At 65.7% G+C, this 18,328-nt stretch carries 25 protein-coding genes and 2 tRNA genes; 20 read left to right on the top strand and 7 right to left on the bottom strand.

Features of this window, described 5'->3' with window-relative positions; genetic code table 11:
* Positions 1 to 2 precede the first annotated feature (2 nt).
* From E3O50_RS05040 to E3O50_RS05015, 6 genes are all read left to right on the top strand, one after another.
* Positions 3 to 842, top strand: coding sequence for a dipeptide/oligopeptide/nickel ABC transporter ATP-binding protein (locus tag E3O50_RS05040; protein ID WP_134558459.1), 840 nt, complete (start codon positions 3 to 5; stop codon positions 840 to 842).
* On the top strand, positions 826 to 1,833 hold the full coding sequence (locus tag E3O50_RS05035; protein ID WP_134558458.1) for a D-isomer specific 2-hydroxyacid dehydrogenase family protein: 1,008 nt from the start codon (positions 826 to 828) through the stop codon (positions 1,831 to 1,833). Before E3O50_RS05040 ends, E3O50_RS05035 begins: the two co-directional genes overlap by 17 nt.
* A gap of 120 nt (positions 1,834 to 1,953) precedes the next feature.
* A tRNA-Asn gene (locus E3O50_RS05030) sits at positions 1,954 to 2,026 on the top strand.
* Positions 2,027 to 2,122: 96 nt separating this feature from the next.
* The gene (locus E3O50_RS05025; RefSeq protein ID WP_134558457.1) at positions 2,123 to 2,998 is read left to right on the top strand and encodes an ATP-binding protein; all 876 of its coding nucleotides are present in this window, start codon (positions 2,123 to 2,125) and stop codon (positions 2,996 to 2,998) included.
* A gap of 4 nt (positions 2,999 to 3,002) precedes the next feature.
* Positions 3,003 to 3,905, top strand: coding sequence for an AzlC family ABC transporter permease (locus E3O50_RS05020; RefSeq protein ID WP_194088557.1), 903 nt, complete (start codon positions 3,003 to 3,005; stop codon positions 3,903 to 3,905).
* A complete protein-coding gene (locus E3O50_RS05015) occupies positions 3,902 to 4,207 on the top strand; it encodes an AzlD domain-containing protein (protein ID WP_134558455.1) in 306 nt (101 codons plus the stop codon). Before E3O50_RS05020 ends, E3O50_RS05015 begins: the two co-directional genes overlap by 4 nt.
* A 2-nt stretch (positions 4,208 to 4,209) precedes the next feature.
* Here E3O50_RS05015 and def read toward each other — a convergent pair whose 3' ends face one another.
* Positions 4,210 to 4,776 (bottom strand): peptide deformylase, encoded by a 567-nt coding sequence (def, locus tag E3O50_RS05010; protein ID WP_134446026.1) that lies wholly within the window; start codon positions 4,774 to 4,776, stop codon positions 4,210 to 4,212.
* 40 nt (positions 4,777 to 4,816) lie between these two features.
* Here def and E3O50_RS05005 point away from each other — a divergent pair, with 40 nt between their 5' ends.
* From E3O50_RS05005 to E3O50_RS19580, 10 genes are all read left to right on the top strand, one after another.
* Complete coding sequence (locus E3O50_RS05005; RefSeq protein WP_134446025.1) at positions 4,817 to 5,743, top strand: DMT family transporter; 927 nt, start codon at positions 4,817 to 4,819, stop codon at positions 5,741 to 5,743.
* Between the two features lie 181 nt (positions 5,744 to 5,924).
* Positions 5,925 to 7,142, top strand: coding sequence for a glycosyltransferase (locus E3O50_RS05000; RefSeq protein ID WP_241975262.1), 1,218 nt, complete (start codon positions 5,925 to 5,927; stop codon positions 7,140 to 7,142).
* A 9-nt stretch (positions 7,143 to 7,151) separates the two neighbouring features.
* Positions 7,152 to 7,225: transfer RNA gene (locus tag E3O50_RS04995), tRNA-Ile, on the top strand.
* A 112-nt stretch (positions 7,226 to 7,337) separates the two neighbouring features.
* Entirely contained in the window at positions 7,338 to 7,616 is a 279-nt protein-coding gene (locus E3O50_RS04990) for a hypothetical protein (protein WP_134558453.1), read from the top strand.
* Between the two features lie 81 nt (positions 7,617 to 7,697).
* Positions 7,698 to 7,901 carry a ribbon-helix-helix protein, CopG family gene (locus E3O50_RS04985; RefSeq protein WP_174774583.1) on the top strand — a complete coding sequence of 68 codons (204 nt, stop codon included), beginning with the start codon at positions 7,698 to 7,700 and terminating at the stop codon, positions 7,899 to 7,901.
* A complete protein-coding gene (locus E3O50_RS04980) occupies positions 7,898 to 8,275 on the top strand; it encodes a type II toxin-antitoxin system death-on-curing family toxin (protein WP_134558452.1) in 378 nt (125 codons plus the stop codon). The genes E3O50_RS04985 and E3O50_RS04980 overlap by 4 nt, the downstream gene beginning before the upstream one ends.
* 133 nt (positions 8,276 to 8,408) lie before the next feature.
* Positions 8,409 to 9,161, top strand: a complete 753-nt coding sequence (locus E3O50_RS04975; RefSeq protein WP_134558451.1) for an HD domain-containing phosphohydrolase — start codon at positions 8,409 to 8,411, stop codon at positions 9,159 to 9,161.
* Positions 9,162 to 9,280: 119 nt separating this feature from the next.
* Positions 9,281 to 9,715, top strand: coding sequence for a nuclear transport factor 2 family protein (locus E3O50_RS04970; RefSeq protein ID WP_134558450.1), 435 nt, complete (start codon positions 9,281 to 9,283; stop codon positions 9,713 to 9,715).
* Positions 9,716 to 9,924: 209 nt separating this feature from the next.
* Positions 9,925 to 10,143 (top strand): hypothetical protein, encoded by a 219-nt coding sequence (locus tag E3O50_RS04965; RefSeq protein ID WP_198413600.1) that lies wholly within the window; start codon positions 9,925 to 9,927, stop codon positions 10,141 to 10,143.
* Between the two features lie 3 nt (positions 10,144 to 10,146).
* The gene (locus E3O50_RS19580) at positions 10,147 to 10,704 is read left to right on the top strand and encodes a putative immunity protein (protein ID WP_134446442.1); all 558 of its coding nucleotides are present in this window, start codon (positions 10,147 to 10,149) and stop codon (positions 10,702 to 10,704) included.
* A 173-nt stretch (positions 10,705 to 10,877) separates the two neighbouring features.
* Here E3O50_RS19580 and E3O50_RS19575 read toward each other — a convergent pair whose 3' ends face one another.
* Complete coding sequence (locus E3O50_RS19575) at positions 10,878 to 11,654, bottom strand: GNAT family N-acetyltransferase (protein WP_241975261.1); 777 nt, start codon at positions 11,652 to 11,654, stop codon at positions 10,878 to 10,880.
* A 304-nt stretch (positions 11,655 to 11,958) separates the two neighbouring features.
* Here E3O50_RS19575 and E3O50_RS04950 point away from each other — a divergent pair, with 304 nt between their 5' ends.
* Positions 11,959 to 12,321, top strand: a complete 363-nt coding sequence (locus tag E3O50_RS04950; protein ID WP_198413599.1) for a DUF2200 domain-containing protein — start codon at positions 11,959 to 11,961, stop codon at positions 12,319 to 12,321.
* 8 nt (positions 12,322 to 12,329) lie between these two features.
* On the opposite strand, the gene E3O50_RS04945 is transcribed toward E3O50_RS04950, so the two are convergent.
* The 3 genes from E3O50_RS04945 to E3O50_RS04935 all read right to left on the bottom strand — a co-directional run bounded on the left by E3O50_RS04945 (position 12,330) and on the right by E3O50_RS04935 (position 14,436).
* The gene (locus E3O50_RS04945; protein WP_134446444.1) at positions 12,330 to 13,115 is read right to left on the bottom strand and encodes an isocitrate lyase/phosphoenolpyruvate mutase family protein; all 786 of its coding nucleotides are present in this window, start codon (positions 13,113 to 13,115) and stop codon (positions 12,330 to 12,332) included.
* Positions 13,116 to 13,199: 84 nt separating this feature from the next.
* Positions 13,200 to 13,748, bottom strand: coding sequence for an NADPH-dependent FMN reductase (locus tag E3O50_RS04940; RefSeq protein WP_198413351.1), 549 nt, complete (start codon positions 13,746 to 13,748; stop codon positions 13,200 to 13,202).
* Positions 13,749 to 13,833: 85 nt separating this feature from the next.
* On the bottom strand, positions 13,834 to 14,436 hold the full coding sequence (locus E3O50_RS04935) for a CGNR zinc finger domain-containing protein (protein WP_198413598.1): 603 nt from the start codon (positions 14,434 to 14,436) through the stop codon (positions 13,834 to 13,836).
* A 123-nt stretch (positions 14,437 to 14,559) separates the two neighbouring features.
* Between E3O50_RS04935 and E3O50_RS04930 the strand changes: the two genes are divergently transcribed.
* The 3 genes from E3O50_RS04930 to E3O50_RS04920 all read left to right on the top strand — a co-directional run bounded on the left by E3O50_RS04930 (position 14,560) and on the right by E3O50_RS04920 (position 16,637).
* The gene (locus E3O50_RS04930; RefSeq protein ID WP_134558448.1) at positions 14,560 to 15,108 is read left to right on the top strand and encodes a carboxymuconolactone decarboxylase family protein; all 549 of its coding nucleotides are present in this window, start codon (positions 14,560 to 14,562) and stop codon (positions 15,106 to 15,108) included.
* A gap of 23 nt (positions 15,109 to 15,131) precedes the next feature.
* Complete coding sequence (locus E3O50_RS04925) at positions 15,132 to 16,073, top strand: pyridoxamine 5'-phosphate oxidase family protein (protein WP_241975260.1); 942 nt, start codon at positions 15,132 to 15,134, stop codon at positions 16,071 to 16,073.
* A gap of 159 nt (positions 16,074 to 16,232) precedes the next feature.
* The gene (locus E3O50_RS04920) at positions 16,233 to 16,637 is read left to right on the top strand and encodes a hypothetical protein (RefSeq protein ID WP_134558447.1); all 405 of its coding nucleotides are present in this window, start codon (positions 16,233 to 16,235) and stop codon (positions 16,635 to 16,637) included.
* Positions 16,638 to 16,739: 102 nt separating this feature from the next.
* On the opposite strand, the gene E3O50_RS04915 is transcribed toward E3O50_RS04920, so the two are convergent.
* A complete protein-coding gene (locus tag E3O50_RS04915; protein ID WP_134558446.1) occupies positions 16,740 to 17,993 on the bottom strand; it encodes a hypothetical protein in 1,254 nt (417 codons plus the stop codon).
* Positions 17,994 to 18,048: 55 nt separating this feature from the next.
* On the bottom strand, positions 18,049 to 18,315 hold the full coding sequence (locus E3O50_RS04910) for a hypothetical protein (RefSeq protein ID WP_134446450.1): 267 nt from the start codon (positions 18,313 to 18,315) through the stop codon (positions 18,049 to 18,051).
* Positions 18,316 to 18,328: the final 13 nt, after the last annotated feature.

Genomic DNA, 18,328 nt, shown 5'->3' with positions numbered 1-18,328 from the left:
CCATGACTCGCGGCGCGGCATGGACCTTTCCCATCGCGATGGACGACCTCTCCGTCTCGTATCCGGCCCACGGTGCGAGCGACTCCTTCGCCGCCCTGCGCGGGATCACCCTCCGGGTCAATCCCGGTGAGGTGCTCGGTGTGCTCGGCGAAAGCGGCTCAGGCAAGAGCACCCTCGCCAGGGTGCTCTCCGGGAGCGGGGGATCGGCCGGCACGGACGTACGACCGCTGATCACCGGCGGCGAGGCGACCGTGCTCGGCCTGCGGTTGCGGGGCATCAGCCGCCGCAAGCTCGCCCGGTTGACCCTCGAGGTCGGGATGCTCGCCCAGGACGCCGGCCAGACGCTTCCGGCAACACTCACCGTCAGCGAGCTCGTTGCGGAGCCCGTGCTCGAGCGCGACGCCCGGTACCAGGCCGGTGCCCTCAGGGCGCTCGTGGCGACCATGGTGGATGCCGTGCGCCTGCCGCTCACCGTGCTCACGAAATACCCGTACGAGCTCAGCAGCGGCCAGCGGCAACGCGTCGCGCTTGCCCGCTCGCTCGTGCTCGGCCCCACCCTCCTGATCGCGGACGAACCGCTCGCGGGCGTCGACGTCACCGTCCGTGACGCCGTCGTCGACCTGATCGGCGAACTGCAGCGCGAACGCGCGTTCACGGCCGTCGTGATCAGCTCAGACCTCGCCGTTCTCCGGCGCGTGACCGACCGGATCGCCGTGCTGCACCAGGGCGTGCTTGTGGGCCTCGGCACGATCGACGAGGTCTTCGCCGACCCGTGGCATCCCTACGTCGCCGAGCTTGCTTCGGCACTCACCCAGGACGGACAGCATGACAGCGATACCTGAGCACGCCCAGCATGAGGCCGTCCTGGCCGGCACGGTCACGGCCGTTCCACTCGGGCAGCGGCCGCCGAGCGGGCCGATCGCGATCCTCCCGCACCCCGCAGACACCGCCACGTGGGCGGTGCAGGCGGCCGGGGGAGTCCTCGGACCGCTCTCGGATGCCACCCGAGGATTGATCTGGCTCTCCTACGGGCGTGCGGACGAGCTCCGCGCCGCTCTCGACGACAACCCGGGCATCGGCTGGGTCCAGCTGCCCTGGGCGGGAGTCGACGCGTTCAGCGACCTCCTGGCCGAGCAGGACCGGCCCGGACTGCTCTGGACGAGCGCCAAGGGCGCATACGCCCAGCCCGTCGCCGAGCACGCCTTCACGCTCACCCTCGCGCTCCTGCGCGTGCTGCCCAAGCGTGCCAGGGCCCTGAGCTGGAGCACCCTGCCGGAGGGGCGCTCCCTCTACGGTCGCCATGTCGTGATCATCGGCGCAGGCGGCATCGCCCTCGAACTCATCCGGCTGCTCGAACCGTTCGGGACGACGGTGACCGTTGTGCGCCGGTCCGCACAGCCCGTGGCCGGCGCGGCGCGCACGATGCAGACGAGCGCCCTGCACGAGGTCCTCCGTGACGCCGACGTCGTCGTCGTCGCGGCAGCGCTCACCAAGGACACCCGGCATCTGATCGGCGCCCCCGAGCTCGCGCTGATGAACCGCAACGCCAACCTCGTCAACGTGGGCCGCGGTCCGCTCATCGACACCGATGCCCTCGTCGCGGCCCTCGCCGCAGGGAGCATCGCCGGCGCAGCACTCGACGTCACGGAACCGGAACCGTTACCCGACGGGCATCCGCTCTGGACGGAGCCGCGCTGCCTGATCACGCCGCACTCGGCGGACACGCCCGAGATGACCGCTCCGCTGCTCGCCGAACGGATCCGGCTCAACGTGCTGGCCTTCCTCGGCGATGGCCGTTTCGTCGGCGTCGTCGACCCGCAGCGCGGGTACTGAGCCCGTGCCGGGCCGGTGCCGAAGCGCTGGGAGGAGACCGCTTCCCGGCCCCGATTTGGCGAACGGCCGATTCTTGGTAAAGTAATAACGCTGTTCAAGCGGAAACGCTGTTCCAGCTTTTCCTCGATAGCTCAATTGGCAGAGCATCGCACTGTTAATGCGACGGTTCTTGGTTCGAGTCCAAGTCGGGGAGCGAAAGGCCACTCAGGGCTCCACCCCGGGTGGCCTTTTCTATTTCTATTTCATTCTGTTTTCTCTTTTCGTCCGGAAGTTCTGGAAAGGCGACACCGTGGAGTTCTGGCCTCTCGCCGCCGGCGTGCTCGCCGCAGTCGCCGTCGTCCTGCTGCTGTTGTGGCTCCTCACGGCTCTGCGCCTTCGCCGCATCATCTTCGACCGCACGGCGGCCGAACGGATGCGTATCGACCTCGAACTGTCCCTCGCCGAACAGAACGGCCGCCTCGGCATCATCCGGGAGCTTCAGGACGGTGCGGTGCTGAACGTCGCCCGGCTGATCACGCAGGCAGAGGGTGCGCGGTACACGGCGGAGAACGACCCGGCGAGCGCGGTCCGGGTCGCGACGGCCCTCGTCGAGGACGGCAGGGTCGCCCTCGCGGACATGCGCAGGGTGCTCACCATCGTGCGCGAGGGCGAAACCGTCGACACGCCCCAGCCGGGCCTGCAGTCCGCGCGGAACCTGTTCCGCGTGATGCGCGACGCCGGCCTCGAGGTGAGCTTCGCCGAGTCCGGCGACCGTTTCCCGCTCAAGCCGGGCGCCGAACTCGCGATCTTCCGGATCCTGCAGGGCGCACTCGCCAACGCCCTCACGCACGGCGGCCGCGGCACGGCGGCGAACGTCTCTTTCACCTGGACCAGGGACGGCCTGCAGCTCCTCGTCGACGACGACGGCATCCGCGCGGCCGCCCGCAGGGTGAGCTCCGACCCCGACGAGGTCGCCGCGCGCACCCGGTACACGATCGACGACGACCTGCACGCGCTCAGCGAGAGCGTGTCCGGTGCGGGCATCACCCAGATGCGTGAGCGCGCAGAGCTTTTCGGCGGCACCTTCACGGCGGGCACCGTCCCGGGTGTCGGCTTCTCCGTGTCCGTAGTCTTCCCGTTCCTGCGCTACCACAACGGTGTGCACGGCGTGAACCTCTCCCGGTAGCGGGATGCCCGCGCAGCTCCCTCCCGACGACGACGCTGTCGACGACGACGCTGTCGACGACGACGCTGTCGACGACGACGCTGTCGACGACGACGCTGTCGACGACGACGCTGTCGACGACGACGCTGCCGTGGACGACACCTCGAAGGACGACACTGCCGAGGACGCCGCCTCCCAGGAGATCGCCGCCCGGGCTCTCGACCGGGTCGCGACGCGCGAGGGCATAGCCGTCGGCGTCGCGACGGCCGCATACGGGGTCTCCTTCGGGGCGCTCTCCGTCGCGTCCGGCCTCACGCTCTGGCAGACGGCGTTCCTCAGCCTGGTGATGTTCTCCGGGGGATCCCAGTTCGCCCTGATCGGAGTACTCGCGGCCGGCGGGGTCGCGGCGGGGCCATCGGCGATCGCCGGTGCCGCGCTGCTCGGCACCCGGAACGGCCTCTACGGCATTCGCACCGCGCCCATCGTCGGCCGCGGCTGGCTGCGCCGGTTCGCGGCGGCGTGGATCACGATCGACGAGTCGACGGCCGTCGCGCTCGCCCAGCCGACCCCGCGGTCGAGCCGGCGCGGGTTCTGGGTGACCGGCCTCATCGTGTTCGCCGGCTGGAACCTGACGACCTTCGTGGGCGCCCTGATCGGCAACACCCTCGGCGACACCCGCTCGTACGGCCTCGACGCCGCGGCCGCTGCCGCTTTCGTCGGCCTGCTCTGGCCGCGGCTGAAGCGGCGGCAGGCCCTCGTCGTCGCGGTGGCCGCCTTCGTCGTGGCCACAGCCCTGACGCCCGTTCTCGCGCCCGGGCTGCCCGTGCTTGCGGCTGCGCTCGTCGCCATCGTCGTCGGCTGGTCCAACTGGGCCGGCGCGCGCTCCGGCACCCCCTCTGGTACTCCAACGCGGGGGAGCGGCAGGTGACCCTCTGGCAGATCGTGATCGCGGCATCCATCGCCTGTGTCGTGCTGAAGCTCGCCGGCTATCTGGTGCCGGCCTCCGTGCTGAAGAAGCCGACCCTGGCGACAATCAGCGAACTCGTGACCGTTGCCCTGCTCGCGGCCCTCATTGCGGTGCAGACGCTCGGCGCGGGGACGGGCGTTGCCCTGGACGCCCGGGTGCCCGCGGTCCTCGTCGCGGTCGTCCTGTTCGCCCTGCGGGTGCCCTTCATCGTCGTCGTGATCGTGGCCGCGCTTGTGGCGGCAGGCCTTCGAGCCCTCTTCTGAGCCTATTCGTCGAGGTTGTCTACGCCCGGCAGCCAGGCGAGGCCGGGACCGCCCCAGCCGCGCTTGCGCGTGACCTTCGTTGCGATCTTCGCGTAGAAGTGCTCGAGGCGATCCACATACACCGTGCCGTCGAGGTGGTCGAATTCGTGCTGGAAGATCCGGGCGAGCCAGCCGTCCGCGTGGATTTCGAACGGCTTCTGGTCGAGGTCCACAGCGCGGAGGATCGCCCGGGGGGAGCGGAGCAGCGGGAATCGCTCGCCTGGGTACGACAGGCACCCCTCGACGTCCTCGTCTTCGTCGGCCTCTCCGGCGGGGACCGGAGTGATCCAGAGCTCGGGGTTGATCGCGACGCCGCGCCACTGTCGGTTGTCGTCGTCGAGGTAGGCGTAGGTGAACAGACGCAGCGGGATGCCGACCTGCGGGCCGGCGAGACCGACTCCAGGAGCGGCGTCCATCGTCTCGAACATGTCCTGGACGAGATCGCGGAGCTCCTGGTCGAAGGTCTCGACGGGCTTGGCGGGGGTGTGGAGGACGGGGTCCCCGAAAATAACAATTGAGCGAACGGCCATTCAGCAAGGATATCGGGCCGTTCCGTCGTAGGGTCGTTGAGTGCACCTCGACCTGATTGACTTCACCGTCGACCTCCCCGTCGACCCTCGCCAGGCGATCGGCATACCGCTCGCCCTGATCGGCGGCGTGTTCCTGTCGCTCGGAGCCCAGTTCCAGCACCGGGGCGTCAACAAGGTCGAAGCCAACACCGTTGCGGTCACGGGAGGCCTCGACCCGCACCAGCTGCTGCTCCTGCTGCGCCGGCCCTCCTGGGTGATCGGCACCCTCATGCTCGGCCTCGCCATCGTCTTCCAGCTCTCGAGCCTCGCCTTCGCCCCGATCATCGTCGTGCAGCCCCTCGGCGCCGTCGCCCTCGTGATCACGTCGATCGTCAACGCCCGGGTGACCAGGACCCCGGTCAACCGGGCCTCCAAGATCGCCATCGCGCTCTGCGTCGGCGGCATCGGGCTCTTCGTCACCGTCGCGGCCTTCTTCGCCGTGGACAAGCCGGTGACCGACAAGAACCTCATCACCATCCTGATCGTGCTCGCCGCGGTGCTCGTCTCCTTCGTCGTCGCGTTCGCGCTGCTGCACACCCAGTTCAAGGCGATCTTCTACATCACCGGCGCCGGTGTGCTCTACGGCTTCGTCGCGACCCTGGCGAAGGTGATCATCAACCGCACTCAGAACGGCAATTTCGAGTGGCTGACGCTCACCTGCGTCGCCGGCCTGCTCCTCGCGGCAGCTCTCGGCGCTTACTTCGTCCAGAACGCGTATTCGTCGGGACCGCCCGATCTCGTGATCGCCGGCCTGACCGTGATCGATCCGCTGGTGGCGGTCGGAATCGGCATCGTCGTCCTCGGCGAGATCGCACAGGCTCCAGCGTGGGCGGGAGTAGCGTTCGCATTCGCAGGCGCCATCGCGATCTGGGGTGTCATCCTGCTGTCGCGGCACCACCCGCAGGCATCCGTTACCGTATCGGAATAGGGCGCGCCGTCGCCGAGGATGGGCGAGAACACGCGGATTTAGAATAGGGTGCTAAGAGATGTCGGCCGCGTTCGCGCCGTCCAAGACCTGAAATACCGCCGGATGACGACCTCCGGCCCACACACGTTGGGACACCCTCACTTTGTCAGACTCGACCGCTTCGCCACTAGGTTCGACCCCTGTGGCTCCGGGTTCGAAAAAGCCGATCAAGGTCCTCATTGCCTGCGACACGTTCGCCCCTGACGTCAACGGCGCGGCGAAGTTCGCCGAGCGTCTCGCCGCCGGCCTGACCTCCCGCGGCCACGAGGTGCAGGTCTTCGCGCCGGCTGCCTCGGCCAAGCACGGCACCTGGACCGAAGAGCACGAGGGACAGACGTTCCTCGTGCACCGGATCAAGAGCTGGCGCTGGTACCCGCACGACTGGCTCCGCTACGCGCTGCCGTGGCTGATCCATGCGGAGAGCCGCCGAATTCTCGACACCTTCAAACCGGATGTCGTGCACTTCCAGTCCCACATCAACATCGGGCGCGGCGTCACGATCGAGGCCGCGAAGCGCGGCATCCGCATCATCGGGACGAACCACTTCATGCCCGAGAACATGCTCGAATTCACGCTCATTCCGAAGAGCATGCACGAGCGTCTGATCAAGATGGCCTGGAAGGCGGCTCGCCGCACCTTCGGCCGGGCGGAAGCCGTCACGACCCCGACCGTGCGCGCCGCCGAGTTCCTGGAGAAGTACACCGGACTCGAGGGCGTGCTCGCCATCTCGTGCGGCATCGACGCCCATAACTATTCACCGTCCTTCGAGCCGCGCACGGAGAACCGGATCCTCTTCGTCGGCCGAGTGACGAGCGAGAAGCAGATCGATGTGCTCCTGCACGCCGTGACGCTGCTCGCGCCTGAACTGGACACCCAGGTCGAGATCGTGGGCGGTGGCGACCAGAAGCGCAACCTCGAGCACCTCGCCCAGAGCCTGGGCATCAGCAACCGCGTCGTCTTCCGCGGCTACGTGACGGATGAGGAACTGCGCGCGGCATACACCCGCGCCACCTTGTTTGCGATGCCGTCGATCGCTGAGCTGCAGAGTATCGCGACCATGGAGGCAATGGCCTCGGGCCTGCCGATCGTCGCCGCGAACGCCATGGCGCTGCCGCACCTCGTCCACGACGGACAGAACGGCTTCCTCTTCGAGCCAGGAAGCGCCCAGGACCTTGCGGACAAGCTGACCCGTGTACTCACTGCGGGCCCCGAAGTGCTCGACGCCCTCAAGCACGAGTCGCTCCGGCTGATCGGTGCCCACGACATCAATCGCACCCTCGACACTTTTGAGAGCCTGTATCGTGGGGAACCGGTGGTCGACACGATCACCTCAGATGCCGCCGCCCGCTCCACGGAGTGACTGCGGTTGGGGGCGGTAGCTCAGCTGGTTAGAGCAGCGGACTCATAATCCGTCGGTCCCGGGTTCAAGTCCCGGCCGCCCTACTCCAAAGTATGGTTTGATCAGGTTTTCTTGTCCTCACAGAAGGGGCAAGACTTGATGCATGCAGTCTCTATCCATTGTTTATTCCGAAGTGCCCGCCTACTGACGGCGCTCATGGAGAAGGTGCGCGACCGAGTTCGCTCGGTCTGGAGTGACCTCGAACACCTACGGGTGGACATCATCGAGGTGATGCTCGGCACAGCGACACGCGCGCCGCTCAGCAACACGACGTTCTCTCCACGAGGCCTACAGTTCTCGCCACGGAGTCAGATCGGGATCGCGCTGTTCATTGTCGGGCTGGCAGTGCTCGCATTCGGTGCCGGCTGGATGCTCGGGCAACGTCAAGCGGCGAGCCAGCGACGATTGTCCGATCCGTGCAGGTCAGGCAACTGAAAGGTTCCGCTGCGTGGCCCGCGAGCCCAACCCCTATCGGGACGCTATCGAGAACGGTGTCACGGGTGATACCGTGTGTCCATGCCAATGACCCTTCGCTTGACCGATGACGAGGCGGACGCTCTGCGTCGCCGTGCCGAGTACGAGAGGCGGTCCATGCAGGACATCGCCAAGCAGGCGGTGCGTGAATACGTCGAGAACCACAGCCGACAGGACCTTCTGGGTAGTGTCCTTGACGAGGAGCTCCCGCGCTACGCCGAAGCGCTTGAACGCCTGGGAAAGTGATCTATCTCACCTACGCTGATCTCCTCTTCGTCGGGCAGCGGGCCCTCGGAGGAGACATGCCGGTCCGTGACCAGGGGCTGCTTGAGTCGGCGCTGGCCCGTCCGCGCGCGAGCGCATTCGGAAGGGATGCCTACGGAAGCCTCAACGAGAAGGCCGCGGCGCTGACGCACTCCTTGGCCCGCAACCACGGCTTGATTGACGGCAATAAACGCCTGAGTCTCGCTGCTCTGCTCGCTTTCCTCGGTATTAATGGAAGACGGCTGACCTGGTCGAATGATGAGGCCTATGAATTCATCATGGACGTTTCTTCCGGGCGGCTTGACGACGTTTCCGAGATTGCGGAACGCATTGATCTGGGAAGCGAGGAGCGCTGAGACACAGGCGCCGTGGTCGACTCGAGAGTCGTGAAGGCTTCATTCCTCTCGCCGAGGTGTGGGTGACTGTCACTGGAAGTTGAGCCTCTGTCCCAGGGGACCTGCAAAGGCGTATCTGGTCGACTGGTCAGGCATGCCCTACATGCGATTCCTGCTAGGCAACATCGCAAAGGGAGAATCCCTCCCGCAACGGCTCAAGGTGATGGGCACTCTGCTCCGGGATACCCGTGGCCAACTCGCGAGCCTGATCCACTCGCACTGCACCTCGGCAGCTGCCCTGGGCCGGCAGATTGGGCTTTCCGCGGATGTCGAGAACACGCTCGCGTACACCTTCGAGCGATTCGACGGCGAGGGCCTGCCGGCGGCAGTTTCCTGCGACAAGATCCCGATCGAAATGAGAGTCGCCCAGTTCGCGGATGTCGCCGAAGTTCACTACCGGATATACGGGCTCGACGCCGTGATCGCGATGGCCAGAAGCAGGCGGGGCGGACACCTCGATCCCGACGTCGTCGATGCTGCGCTTGTCTCGCCCGACGAGATCTTTGCGCCCGTGCCCGCCGGTGACTCCTGGAGTGATGCTCTTGGCTATGCACCCGATCGGGAGGTCCGACTCACCGACGAGAGTCTCGACCGGTTGGTGTGCGCGATAGGCGACTTCGTTGACCTCAAGTGCCCCTTCGCCTTCGGCCACTCCCGGCGCGTGGCCACGCTGTCGGCGAAGGCAGGTGAATTGTTGGGACTCGACGCCGGTAACCTCCGAACGCTTCGGCGAGTGGGATACGTGCACGACCTCGGCTGTCTGGGCGTCTCCAACCAGGTGAGGTTCAAACCGGGCGAGCTGACTCCGTCAGAGTGGGAGCGCGTTCGCAGCCGGGGCCACCAATGAACGTCTTGGGATGCGCCTGCCGGAGCACACCGACGCCGTTAGGCACGACGAGCGTGCCGCTTCCTCGGCAGAGGAGCAGAATGCTCGTAGTCGAGTTTCAACGTTGACCGGGAGGAGGAATGAGCGACCTCGATGTGCGCGAATCTTTTCTGCGGGCAATCACAGACAACGATCCGGAGGCCATGCGCGAGGGCCTCGAGCGTTTGTTCGGCCTCACCAAGGAGGGGCTCTCACCTGACGCTGAGTTTCGGCTTCGTGATGAGACCTACGTGATGGAGATGCCGCAGTCGGGGGAGCGCATCCGCGGACGTGAGGCCATGCGGGCAATGCAGGAGGCTTTTCCTGTTCCCCCCTCGATCACCCTGCGCCGAGTCGTGGGGTCGGGGCAAATCTGGGTCGTCGAGGGGACGAATGACTATGCCGGGGATGTGTGGCACGTGGTGGTCATCCTGGAGTTCGGAGCGGACGGGTCGATCATCCGGGATACCCGCTATTACACGCGAAAGTCGGAGGCACCCGGATGGCGGTCTGAATGGGTGGAGCCCCTCGACTAGATGACTCTGCTCAGGGGTTGTGTCAGTTGTAAGTTCTCACAGAACAGGACACTCCTGGAGCTGCATGAGACCACCTGTTCACTGGAACCCGTGAACCCTAACTGCGGAGTTTCTGTCATTCGCTCCGAGACCTGATCTCGATGGATTCCCCGTTTCCTGGGGAACCTCAACCGGGCGACGTGCGTGTCAGCCGGGGTACGTTGGGAGACGTGACTAGCCGTAGCGGACGCATCGTCCTCATCGCCGTCGGCGTGATCGCTCTGATCCTTGGTGGCGTCTGGACCGGGCAGGGCATGAATCTGATCCCGGGAAGTTTCATGACAGGTAGCCGGATGTGGCTTTCCATCGGGCTCATCCTCGCAATCGTTGGCATCATCCTGATTTGGCTCGGCCTGCGACGGCCGGGGCACGGCCGCACGAGCAGGTGAGACGTGCCTTCCCCGCAGTCACTCAGCGAAGCTGACCGACGCCTCGTCGCAACCTGGGCTGCTGACTGTGCTGAGAGAGTCTTGGTCCATTTCGAAACGGAGGCGCCAACGGACGGCCGGCCACGTGATGCCATCGCTCGTACTCGGGCATTTGCTCAGGGTGATCTTGATACCGCCGGTGAAATTCGCAGGCGCTTCGTTGCTGGTCGGGCCGCGCAGGCAGTGAACTCTCCCTCGGCAGTGGCAGCTGCTCGGGCTGCCGGACAAGCTTCCGGCGTCGCGCACATGGGCGCGCACGCACTCGGCGCAGCCGCATACGCAGCGAAAGCCGCCGGGCTAGCCGCCGCTGATCAGGCGACGGCAGTCTCCGATGAGGTCTCCTGGCAGCTCGAGCACATGAATGCCCAAGTCAGGGCGGCGCTTCGGCAGTTGCCGCCCCTTGGTGAGGATTCCGCGGGCCCACTCGGTTCAGGTCTTCTCGCGTCGGGCATCCTCGGGTCGATCATTCGGAGGATTCAGGCCGCCTTGGGCAGTAGCTCGACAGAGCAGGGTCTCCGGTAGCCGGACGGCCACGGTGACATTTCAGCGCGGAAGTGCGATCGACCAGGACCGATGGATTGGCTGGAAGTTGACGATCGATTCTCTGCCCTGAGTGACATGCACCAAGCGTGAATTGCGGAGGCTCGAGGTTGCCCACATGTGGTGCCGTGGGAGCTGTTGCGACGGGCGAGCGGCTAGAGTCCGATCACGGAGTAGCGGCGTTCGATTCCCGCGGTGGCGTGACCCCACTCGCTGCTGGCGACACGTTCCTGGTGGGCTTCAAAGGCGGATGCGTGCTCAAAGCGCTCTTCGACCTGCCACACCAGGGGATTGCTCGTCCGGGTGACGTTGAACGACAGGCATCCCGGTTCGGCGCGGGTGAGGGCAAGGTGCAGTTGCAGGTATTCCCGGACAGTTTCCGCTTGGTCCTGGGTGCGACAAACAAGCTGCCCGCTGAGGGACACCTCGCCGCCGACTAGCTTCTTCTTCATCTTGAAATTGGTCAGCTGCACGCCGGCCGTCACCGGATGTTGTTCTGCCTCGACGGTGAATCCGGAGCGCTCAAAGAAGGGGCGGGCTGTAATGCTGACGTCAGCTGTCAGCTCTGTCAGCTGCTTCTGGCGCGCGCGGGCCTCCACGTGGCCGATCAGTTGCTGTGCCACCCCGCGTCCCAGGTAGCGAGGGGCGACGAACATCATGTCGATATGTCCCTCAGAGTCCACGTCGGAGAAACCCGCCGGCGCACCATCCACGGTTGCCACACAACTGTTCCGCGCCTGCATCGCCGTATGCCAAGCGGACAGCTCGCGCGCTTCTGGCCGCGACCACGCCTGAATCTGCTCCCGCGAGTAGTCGGCGGCAGCGGTCTCTGTCACTGCGGCAAGGAAGATCGCTAACGTGTCTGCGGCATCCGCTTGACAATATGGCCGGATGATAACGGCCGGCGTGTCGGCACCTGTGTTCAGATCCACAGGATCAGCATCCCACGTGGACTGTGCATGACCGTGCGGCACTCACTGTGAATCCACGGGGGGCAGTCCGCCGTCGTCGATCTGGTCGGTCGGCCGCAGGGTTGAACGATCCGACAAGGCGACCGAGCAGACCTGCTTACCGTCGTCGATCCGCCCGGTCCTGCGGTCGGCGATCGTGCTCCCAAGAATGCCGGCCTGGATCTTTCGTCACCTGATCGGCGGGCACGGATTGCGCGCAGAGCTCGGCGTCGTTCTGGTTTCGGAGACGATTGACCCTGAGACACCCCTCGCCTACGCTGGCATCGTGTCCAGGATCTTCGGTACCCAGTTCTCCGCGGTGTATCCGCTCTACGTGGCGAAGGTGGAGCGCAAGGGCAGGACGAAGATGGAGCTCGATCAGGTGATCATGTGGCTGACCGGATTCGACGACACGGCGCTTCGCCGTCACGCCCAGGGTGGAACAACGTTCGAGGAGTTCTTCGCAGAGGCGCCGATGAATCCCAGCGCGTCGCTGATCACCGGTGTGGTGTGCGGCATCCGCGTGGAGACCATCGAGGACCCGCTCATGCAGAAGATTCGCTATCTCGACAAGCTCGTCGACGAGATTGCGAAGGGTAAATCGTTGGAAAAGGTGCTCCGTGCACCCGCCACGACCAGGACGGCCTGAATTTCTGATCAGTTCCCGCTGGCTCGACTGAAAGCCACGAGGCGAGCCTGCATTTCCCAGTAGGACGTCGCGGTCGGTGCCTGACGGTTATCGCGCAGGGCCGTGACAGTGTCCACGGCCCTGTCTATGGCTGCACGGTACGGCAGCGACCCCGAGCTCACACGCTTCACCCCCAGATCGCCGAGCTCGGCCACAGTCAGGGAGGGGTGCGCGAGCACGTTGACCGGCAGCGCCACAACCGCGGTGATCCTCCGGATGTCCTCAGGATTCACGAGGCCGGGCACAAAGATTCCGTCGGCCCCGGCGTCGGCATAGGTGCGTGCTCGAAGCAGGACGGCCTCGACAGTCGCGTGCTCGCCGAACCAGAGATTGTCCACCCGCGCATTGACGAAGATGTCGGGGCTGAGGTCTTTGACGGCGCTGATTTTGGCGGCAGCCGTCGATGCATCCACGAGATGCCCATCCCGGCTGTCCTCAAGATTGACGCCGGCCACGCCCAGGACCTCTAGCTCGGCCACAAACTCCGCAACCTCCGCTGGGTCGTCGGAGTAGCCGTCTTCGACGTCCGCTGTGATGTGGACCGACATGCGGCCCAGTCGCGCCGCAAGTGCGACGGTTGCCGCCTTGCTGGACCCGCCACCATCCGGCAGGCCGGCGCTGGCCGCGATGCCAAAGCTCGTCGTGCCGACGGCCGGAAATCCGGCGTCCGCGAATGCCAGGGCCGAGCCGACGTCCCAGGCATTGGGTAGCACGAGTGGTGAGTCACGGTAGTGGAGTTGCCGAAAAGTTGACATCGTTGTTCCCGTCCTGCGCCAGCCGAATCGATGAATTCTCGTCAGCGTACTAGTGGGTGGCGAGCGCGCAAGCCGGTCCGAACGCTAACGCTTCTCGTCGAGTTCTTCCGCGGGCCAATGCTCCTGCATTGTCGCCCACCAGCGGGCCAGTGCTTCGCGTTCCGGCTGCGCCGTGACAGCACCGGCCGCAACCAGGTCCCGCCCGATCGGGAGGTCGATGCACGCTCCATCGAGTACCTGTGCGTCGACATAGCCGAGTACCGATCTCAATGTGGCGAGTGCTCCGTGGCCGCGTCCCGGTGAGGCCACGTTGATCCACGCGACCGGCTTCCTGGTCAGAACGCTGCTGCCGACAGTCCAATCCAGAAGATTCTTGAAGCTGCCCGGGAGTGTCCCGGCATACTCTGGCGTGCTGAACACCACCACGTCGGCGTTGTTGATCTGTTGTCGCAACTCCGCGACCGGACCTGGAACCGGGTCGTGGTCATCGTCCGGGTTGAAGGCGGGTAGTGCAGACAAGCCTTGGTACACCAGTGCGATCGAGCCTGCTGGCGCCAGGTCGCGCACCGTGGTCAGCGCCGCGTTGTTGGTTGAAGACTGCCGAGTGCTGCCCGAAACAAGGAGGAGTCTCATATTCGTACTTCCCATACAGGCCACAGGCGGAGGAAAGCAGCCGGAAGGATCATCTCGTCGGCGCATCGTCTCCGGCCCGGGCGCATCAGCGAGCCGTGAGTTCGTGTGCCGTACGCGCGGAGCGTACCGATTGGTAATGCCGCGCAGCGCGAGCGCGGTTGCCGCAAGCGACCGAGCACCATTCCCGTCTGGGGTGTGTCTTCACGAAGTAGAGCACGCATCCGGGCGCGTGGCATGCCCGCAGATTCGAACCGTTTTCGCCCAGCAGGTGCTGGGCGTGGTAGGCGACGTTTGCGAGGCCGGCAACCACCGGAGAAACCGCGGATTCGGGGGAGAGCGCGAGAGCCGCTCCGCTCAGCCGCAGCTGCGGGATCGGACGCTGGTTGGCGGCGGCGTTGATAGTGAGCAGCGCGTCCTCCACGCTCGCCATGGGCGATTCGGCAGTCCGACGATCATCGTCCGTCACGTGGGCTGCCAATCGGCGCACCGCGTCTCGCAGATTCCGTGCCGTCAGGAACTCGTCCCGAGTCGTTGCCGCGCCTGCCCGATCGATGCGGACGGCATCCAGCCAGGCGTCTACGCCTGTCGGTGTCGCGAAGTCGTCGTGAAGGCCCTCCGTGTCTGCCCAGATAGTCGCCATCAGGCGGACCGGCATCGGCTCGTCGGCGAGCGCCCAGCTGCGGTCCAAGCTCCTGTTTCCCATGCGGACAAACTATCACGGAAGAAATCACTTGCATACGTTAGAAAGATCGTGATAGTAATTGTCACGGATGAACATGAGTTCATGCATTAGAAAACGAGGAGAAGAACCATGACTGCCACCATCACTGCTATCGTCCCGATCCAGCCCGAAACCGCGACGGGCGTCACCAGGGACCTGCTTGACCAGGTCCAGAAGGGACTGGGTCTCGTGCCGAACATGGCCAAGGTCATGGCCAACAGCCCCACCCTGCTGAAGGGATACCTCGCTCTCTCCACCGCAGTCGGATCCGGCAGCCTTTCTGCTGCGGTGCGCGAGCGCCTCGCTATCTCGACCGCTCAGCTGAACGGTTGCGAGTACTGCTTCTCCGCCCATACCTTCATCGGAGGCAACATCGCCAAGGTCGATGCTGCCGAGCTCGACTCCGCGCGCCGAGCGCAGTCACGTGACCCGCATGTGGCCGCACTGCTGACCCTCTCCAACACGATCGCGGAGAATGCCGGTGACGTCGGCGATGACGCGCTTGGTGCAGCCCGTGCCGCTGGTGTGACCGACGCGGAGATCGGCGAGGTCGTCGCGAACCTCGCGCTGAACATTCTGACCAACTACTTCAACGTGCTCGCTCACGTGGAAAACGACTGGCCTGTCGTCGGGCTGTAATCCTCGACTCGATTCTCCAGGAGATGATGACGATGATCGGGACGCCCCAACTCGCCGACGTCGGCTTTCACGCCGGCGAACTGGCCGTGCAGCGCCAGGCCGGTGTCACAATCGACGCGGCCCGCCTGTCAGGGATGCTCGGGCCTGTCACTCTGACCGCCGGGATGACCGGGTTTCTCAGCGATCGAACGTTTCTCGTCATCTCCGGGAGGGATCGCTCCGGACGCCTCTGGACGTCCCCGCTGGTCGGCCGTCCCGGTTTCTTGGAGGTGCTGTCCGACACCTCCGTTGCCGTTCATGCCGTGATCCCGCCGGGCGACCCACTCCGCGGGCTGCAGGCCGGTCAGAAGATCGGGATGGTCACGGTTGAATTCGCCACCCGGCGCCGGGTGCGTATCAACGGCGCACTCATGGTGAGCGGCGGCGATCTCCTTGTCGTGGACGTCGAACAGGCCTTCGGCAATTGCCCGCAATATATCCAGCAACGTGTTCTCGTGCCCGATGAGATCGATGGGGCGGGCAGCGAGCACGTCAGACACGGCAGCACGCTCTCGATGGAAGACCGTGAGCTGATCAGTGCCGCCGACACGTTCTTCCTCGGCACAGTGAATCCCGAGCGGGGGTCCGACGCGTCCCATCGTGGCGGTCCGTCCGGGTTCGTCCGCATAGACGGGCACGGGCTGTGGTGGCCCGACTACCAGGGCAACAACCTCTTCAACAGTTTCGGCAACATCACCGTCAACCCCGAAGCCGCCCTGTTGGTCATTGATTTCGCGACCGGCAAGTCGTTGCAGCTATCCGGCACGACCCAGATCGAATGGGGTGAACCCGGTCGGCCCGGAGATGACGGACATACAGGCCGCATTGCTCGCTTCACCCTGCAACGCCTCGTGGCCGGCCAGGTTCTTCCGGTCCGGGAGATCACTCACACCCCTTATCCGCGCAACCTCGCGTTGACCGATTGACAAGGACCGTTCCGTTGACACTGGCGGCCACTCCGCACGTAGGCTGCAGCGCTGCTCTGGCGTTCCCTCAACGCCCCGGACGAGTTTTAATCGGACAACCGGAATGTGGCGCGGTAAGAGGCGCCGACTGAACTGAACCACGGAAGGAACGTGATCTGCATGAATGCGAATCAGGAGTCCAATGGCGAGACCCGCCTGGCCTACATTCTCGGCGTACCCCTGGCCGAGAATGTTGTGCGCCAATGGCCGCAAATGGGTGAAATCGTGCGCACCAGCACACTCATCGGCAGCGTCGAGGGCAACTTCGCGGAACTGACACTGGAAGTCGGCAGACGCCTGCGCCTCGGGGATGTCCTGGTGGTCGAGTGGACCTGCAACTACGGCGACGGACGCCTCTACCGCAACGTGACCATCGGCGAACTCGAGAACGGGGAAGCCGTGCGCGTCACGGACTACTGGGGCGAACCCACCGACACGCCTCTCTGGCGAGTGCCGCTGACCGACCGCCTCGACATGACCGGCGACGGCATCTGGAAGGACAACGACCACCTGAGCCACCACTGACGCGAAAGCGACCTGACAACCGGTCCGCGGATTCCGAGCACAGGACGGTCGGGGTGCCGCCGTGCTTGCGGCGCCGCTCTCGGCACCGATGGCTGCACTGCCTCAGCGGCGGCCCAGCCGACCGATGGCGAACCCGACGACGCCGATGAGCCCGCCGAGGGCGACCCAGCCCGCGGCGCGGCCCCCTCTTGCCGCGTCCGGTACCGGATGCGGCGACGCGACCTCCGTCGCCCCCGCCCCGACAATGGCCACGGAAGCCGCCTGTGCCAGCGGCACCGCGGCATCCGCTGCCGGGGCGACGACGGACGCGTTGCGCACGAACAGCACGAACCACGCGAACACGATCAGCACGGCGACGAGTTCGAGGGCGGTGAGGTTGTAGTACCCGATCGGGTACCAGAGCAGCACCGCACCGCCGATCGCGAGTACGAAGACCGTCGTCGTGACGACGAAGCTCCGGGGGAGGTCCTTCAGGACGAGCGGGACCAGCACGATGAGCGCGACGAAGCCGACGACGGCAGAGGTCGCGAAGGTGTTGTGCACGACGAAACTGACGTCGACGGGCACGAGGCCGACTCCGATGAGCGCAACGCCGACGATGATGATGATGATCCGCACGAGCGGGACGCCGCGGAGGTCGCTGCCTGCGGCGCTCCGCCGCGAACGCAGGTCGAGGGTCAGGTAGTCCGCGAGGGTCGTCATCACGAGTCCGGCGAGGAGGATCGTCAGGTTGAACGCGTATGCGGAGGTTGCGTCCCCCATTCCGAGTGCGCTGAAGTTCGCCTGCCACCAGCGCGGGTCGGCCGCCGTGAGCATGCTCGAGAATACCCCGGCGGCGAGGAAGAGGCCCAGGAGTGAGGCGAGGCGGGTCGTCGTGATCTCCGCGGCGAGGAGGAACAGCGCGAAGGTGCTCGCTGCGACCGTCAGCGTGACGAACAGGGTCGCCGCGAACGGGTCGAGCAGCAGTTCGCGGAAGGCCAGCTGGAATACCGCGTAGACCGAGCTGATCAGGAGGCCGGCCATTGCGGCACCGGTCACCGACAGCCCGATGGTGTCGAGGATGCGTCGGATGCGGGCACGACTGCGCCATCGCGGAGAGTGCCGGGTGAAACGGACATAGGACCATCCGAAGACCAGTAGTCCGATCAGTCCGGCGATCTGGGCCGAGAGCCCGCCGACGGAATTTTCGCCGGCGAGGCCGACGGCACGGCCACCGAACACGATCACGGCAGCGAGGAGCCCCGCGAGCGCGCCGACCGCAGCGGCGATCAGGGCACCGGATTCCACCTCGGATCGGCCGTTACCGGTGCGTTCGTCCTCCACCGGCGGTTCCGGGTCCGCGCGGGAAGGAGTCATCTCCCTATCCTGTCGCGCTTTCGAGGCTGCTGTGGCCGCTGAGCGAGGTGTCGGCCTATGCGGGCGGGGCCTCACTCACGAAGCAGGAGATTGCACTCGCGAGGTCCGGCCGGACCATCCGGGCGACCGGGGTGCCGAATTCGATGACCTCGTAGCCGTCGCGGTTCCTGGCGATGAAGCCGATCACGCTCAGCGCGTTGTCCTTCGCGATCCGGGAGTCGCTGACCCGCCACTCCCGTCTCGAGAGCGCGCGCACCTGGACGTCGCTGGGCGAACGGGACTGAAGTGCGGCGGCGATCATGGTGGGTCCTTTCCTCGACATGAACCGACCGTAG

The organism is Cryobacterium sp. MDB1-18-1 (genome assembly GCF_004402735.1).
GTDB classification, from domain to species: domain Bacteria; phylum Actinomycetota; class Actinomycetes; order Actinomycetales; family Microbacteriaceae; genus Cryobacterium; species Cryobacterium glucosi.
Note: the sequence above shows the minus strand (reverse complement) of the source record. Positions and strands in the feature narration are given on the sequence as shown.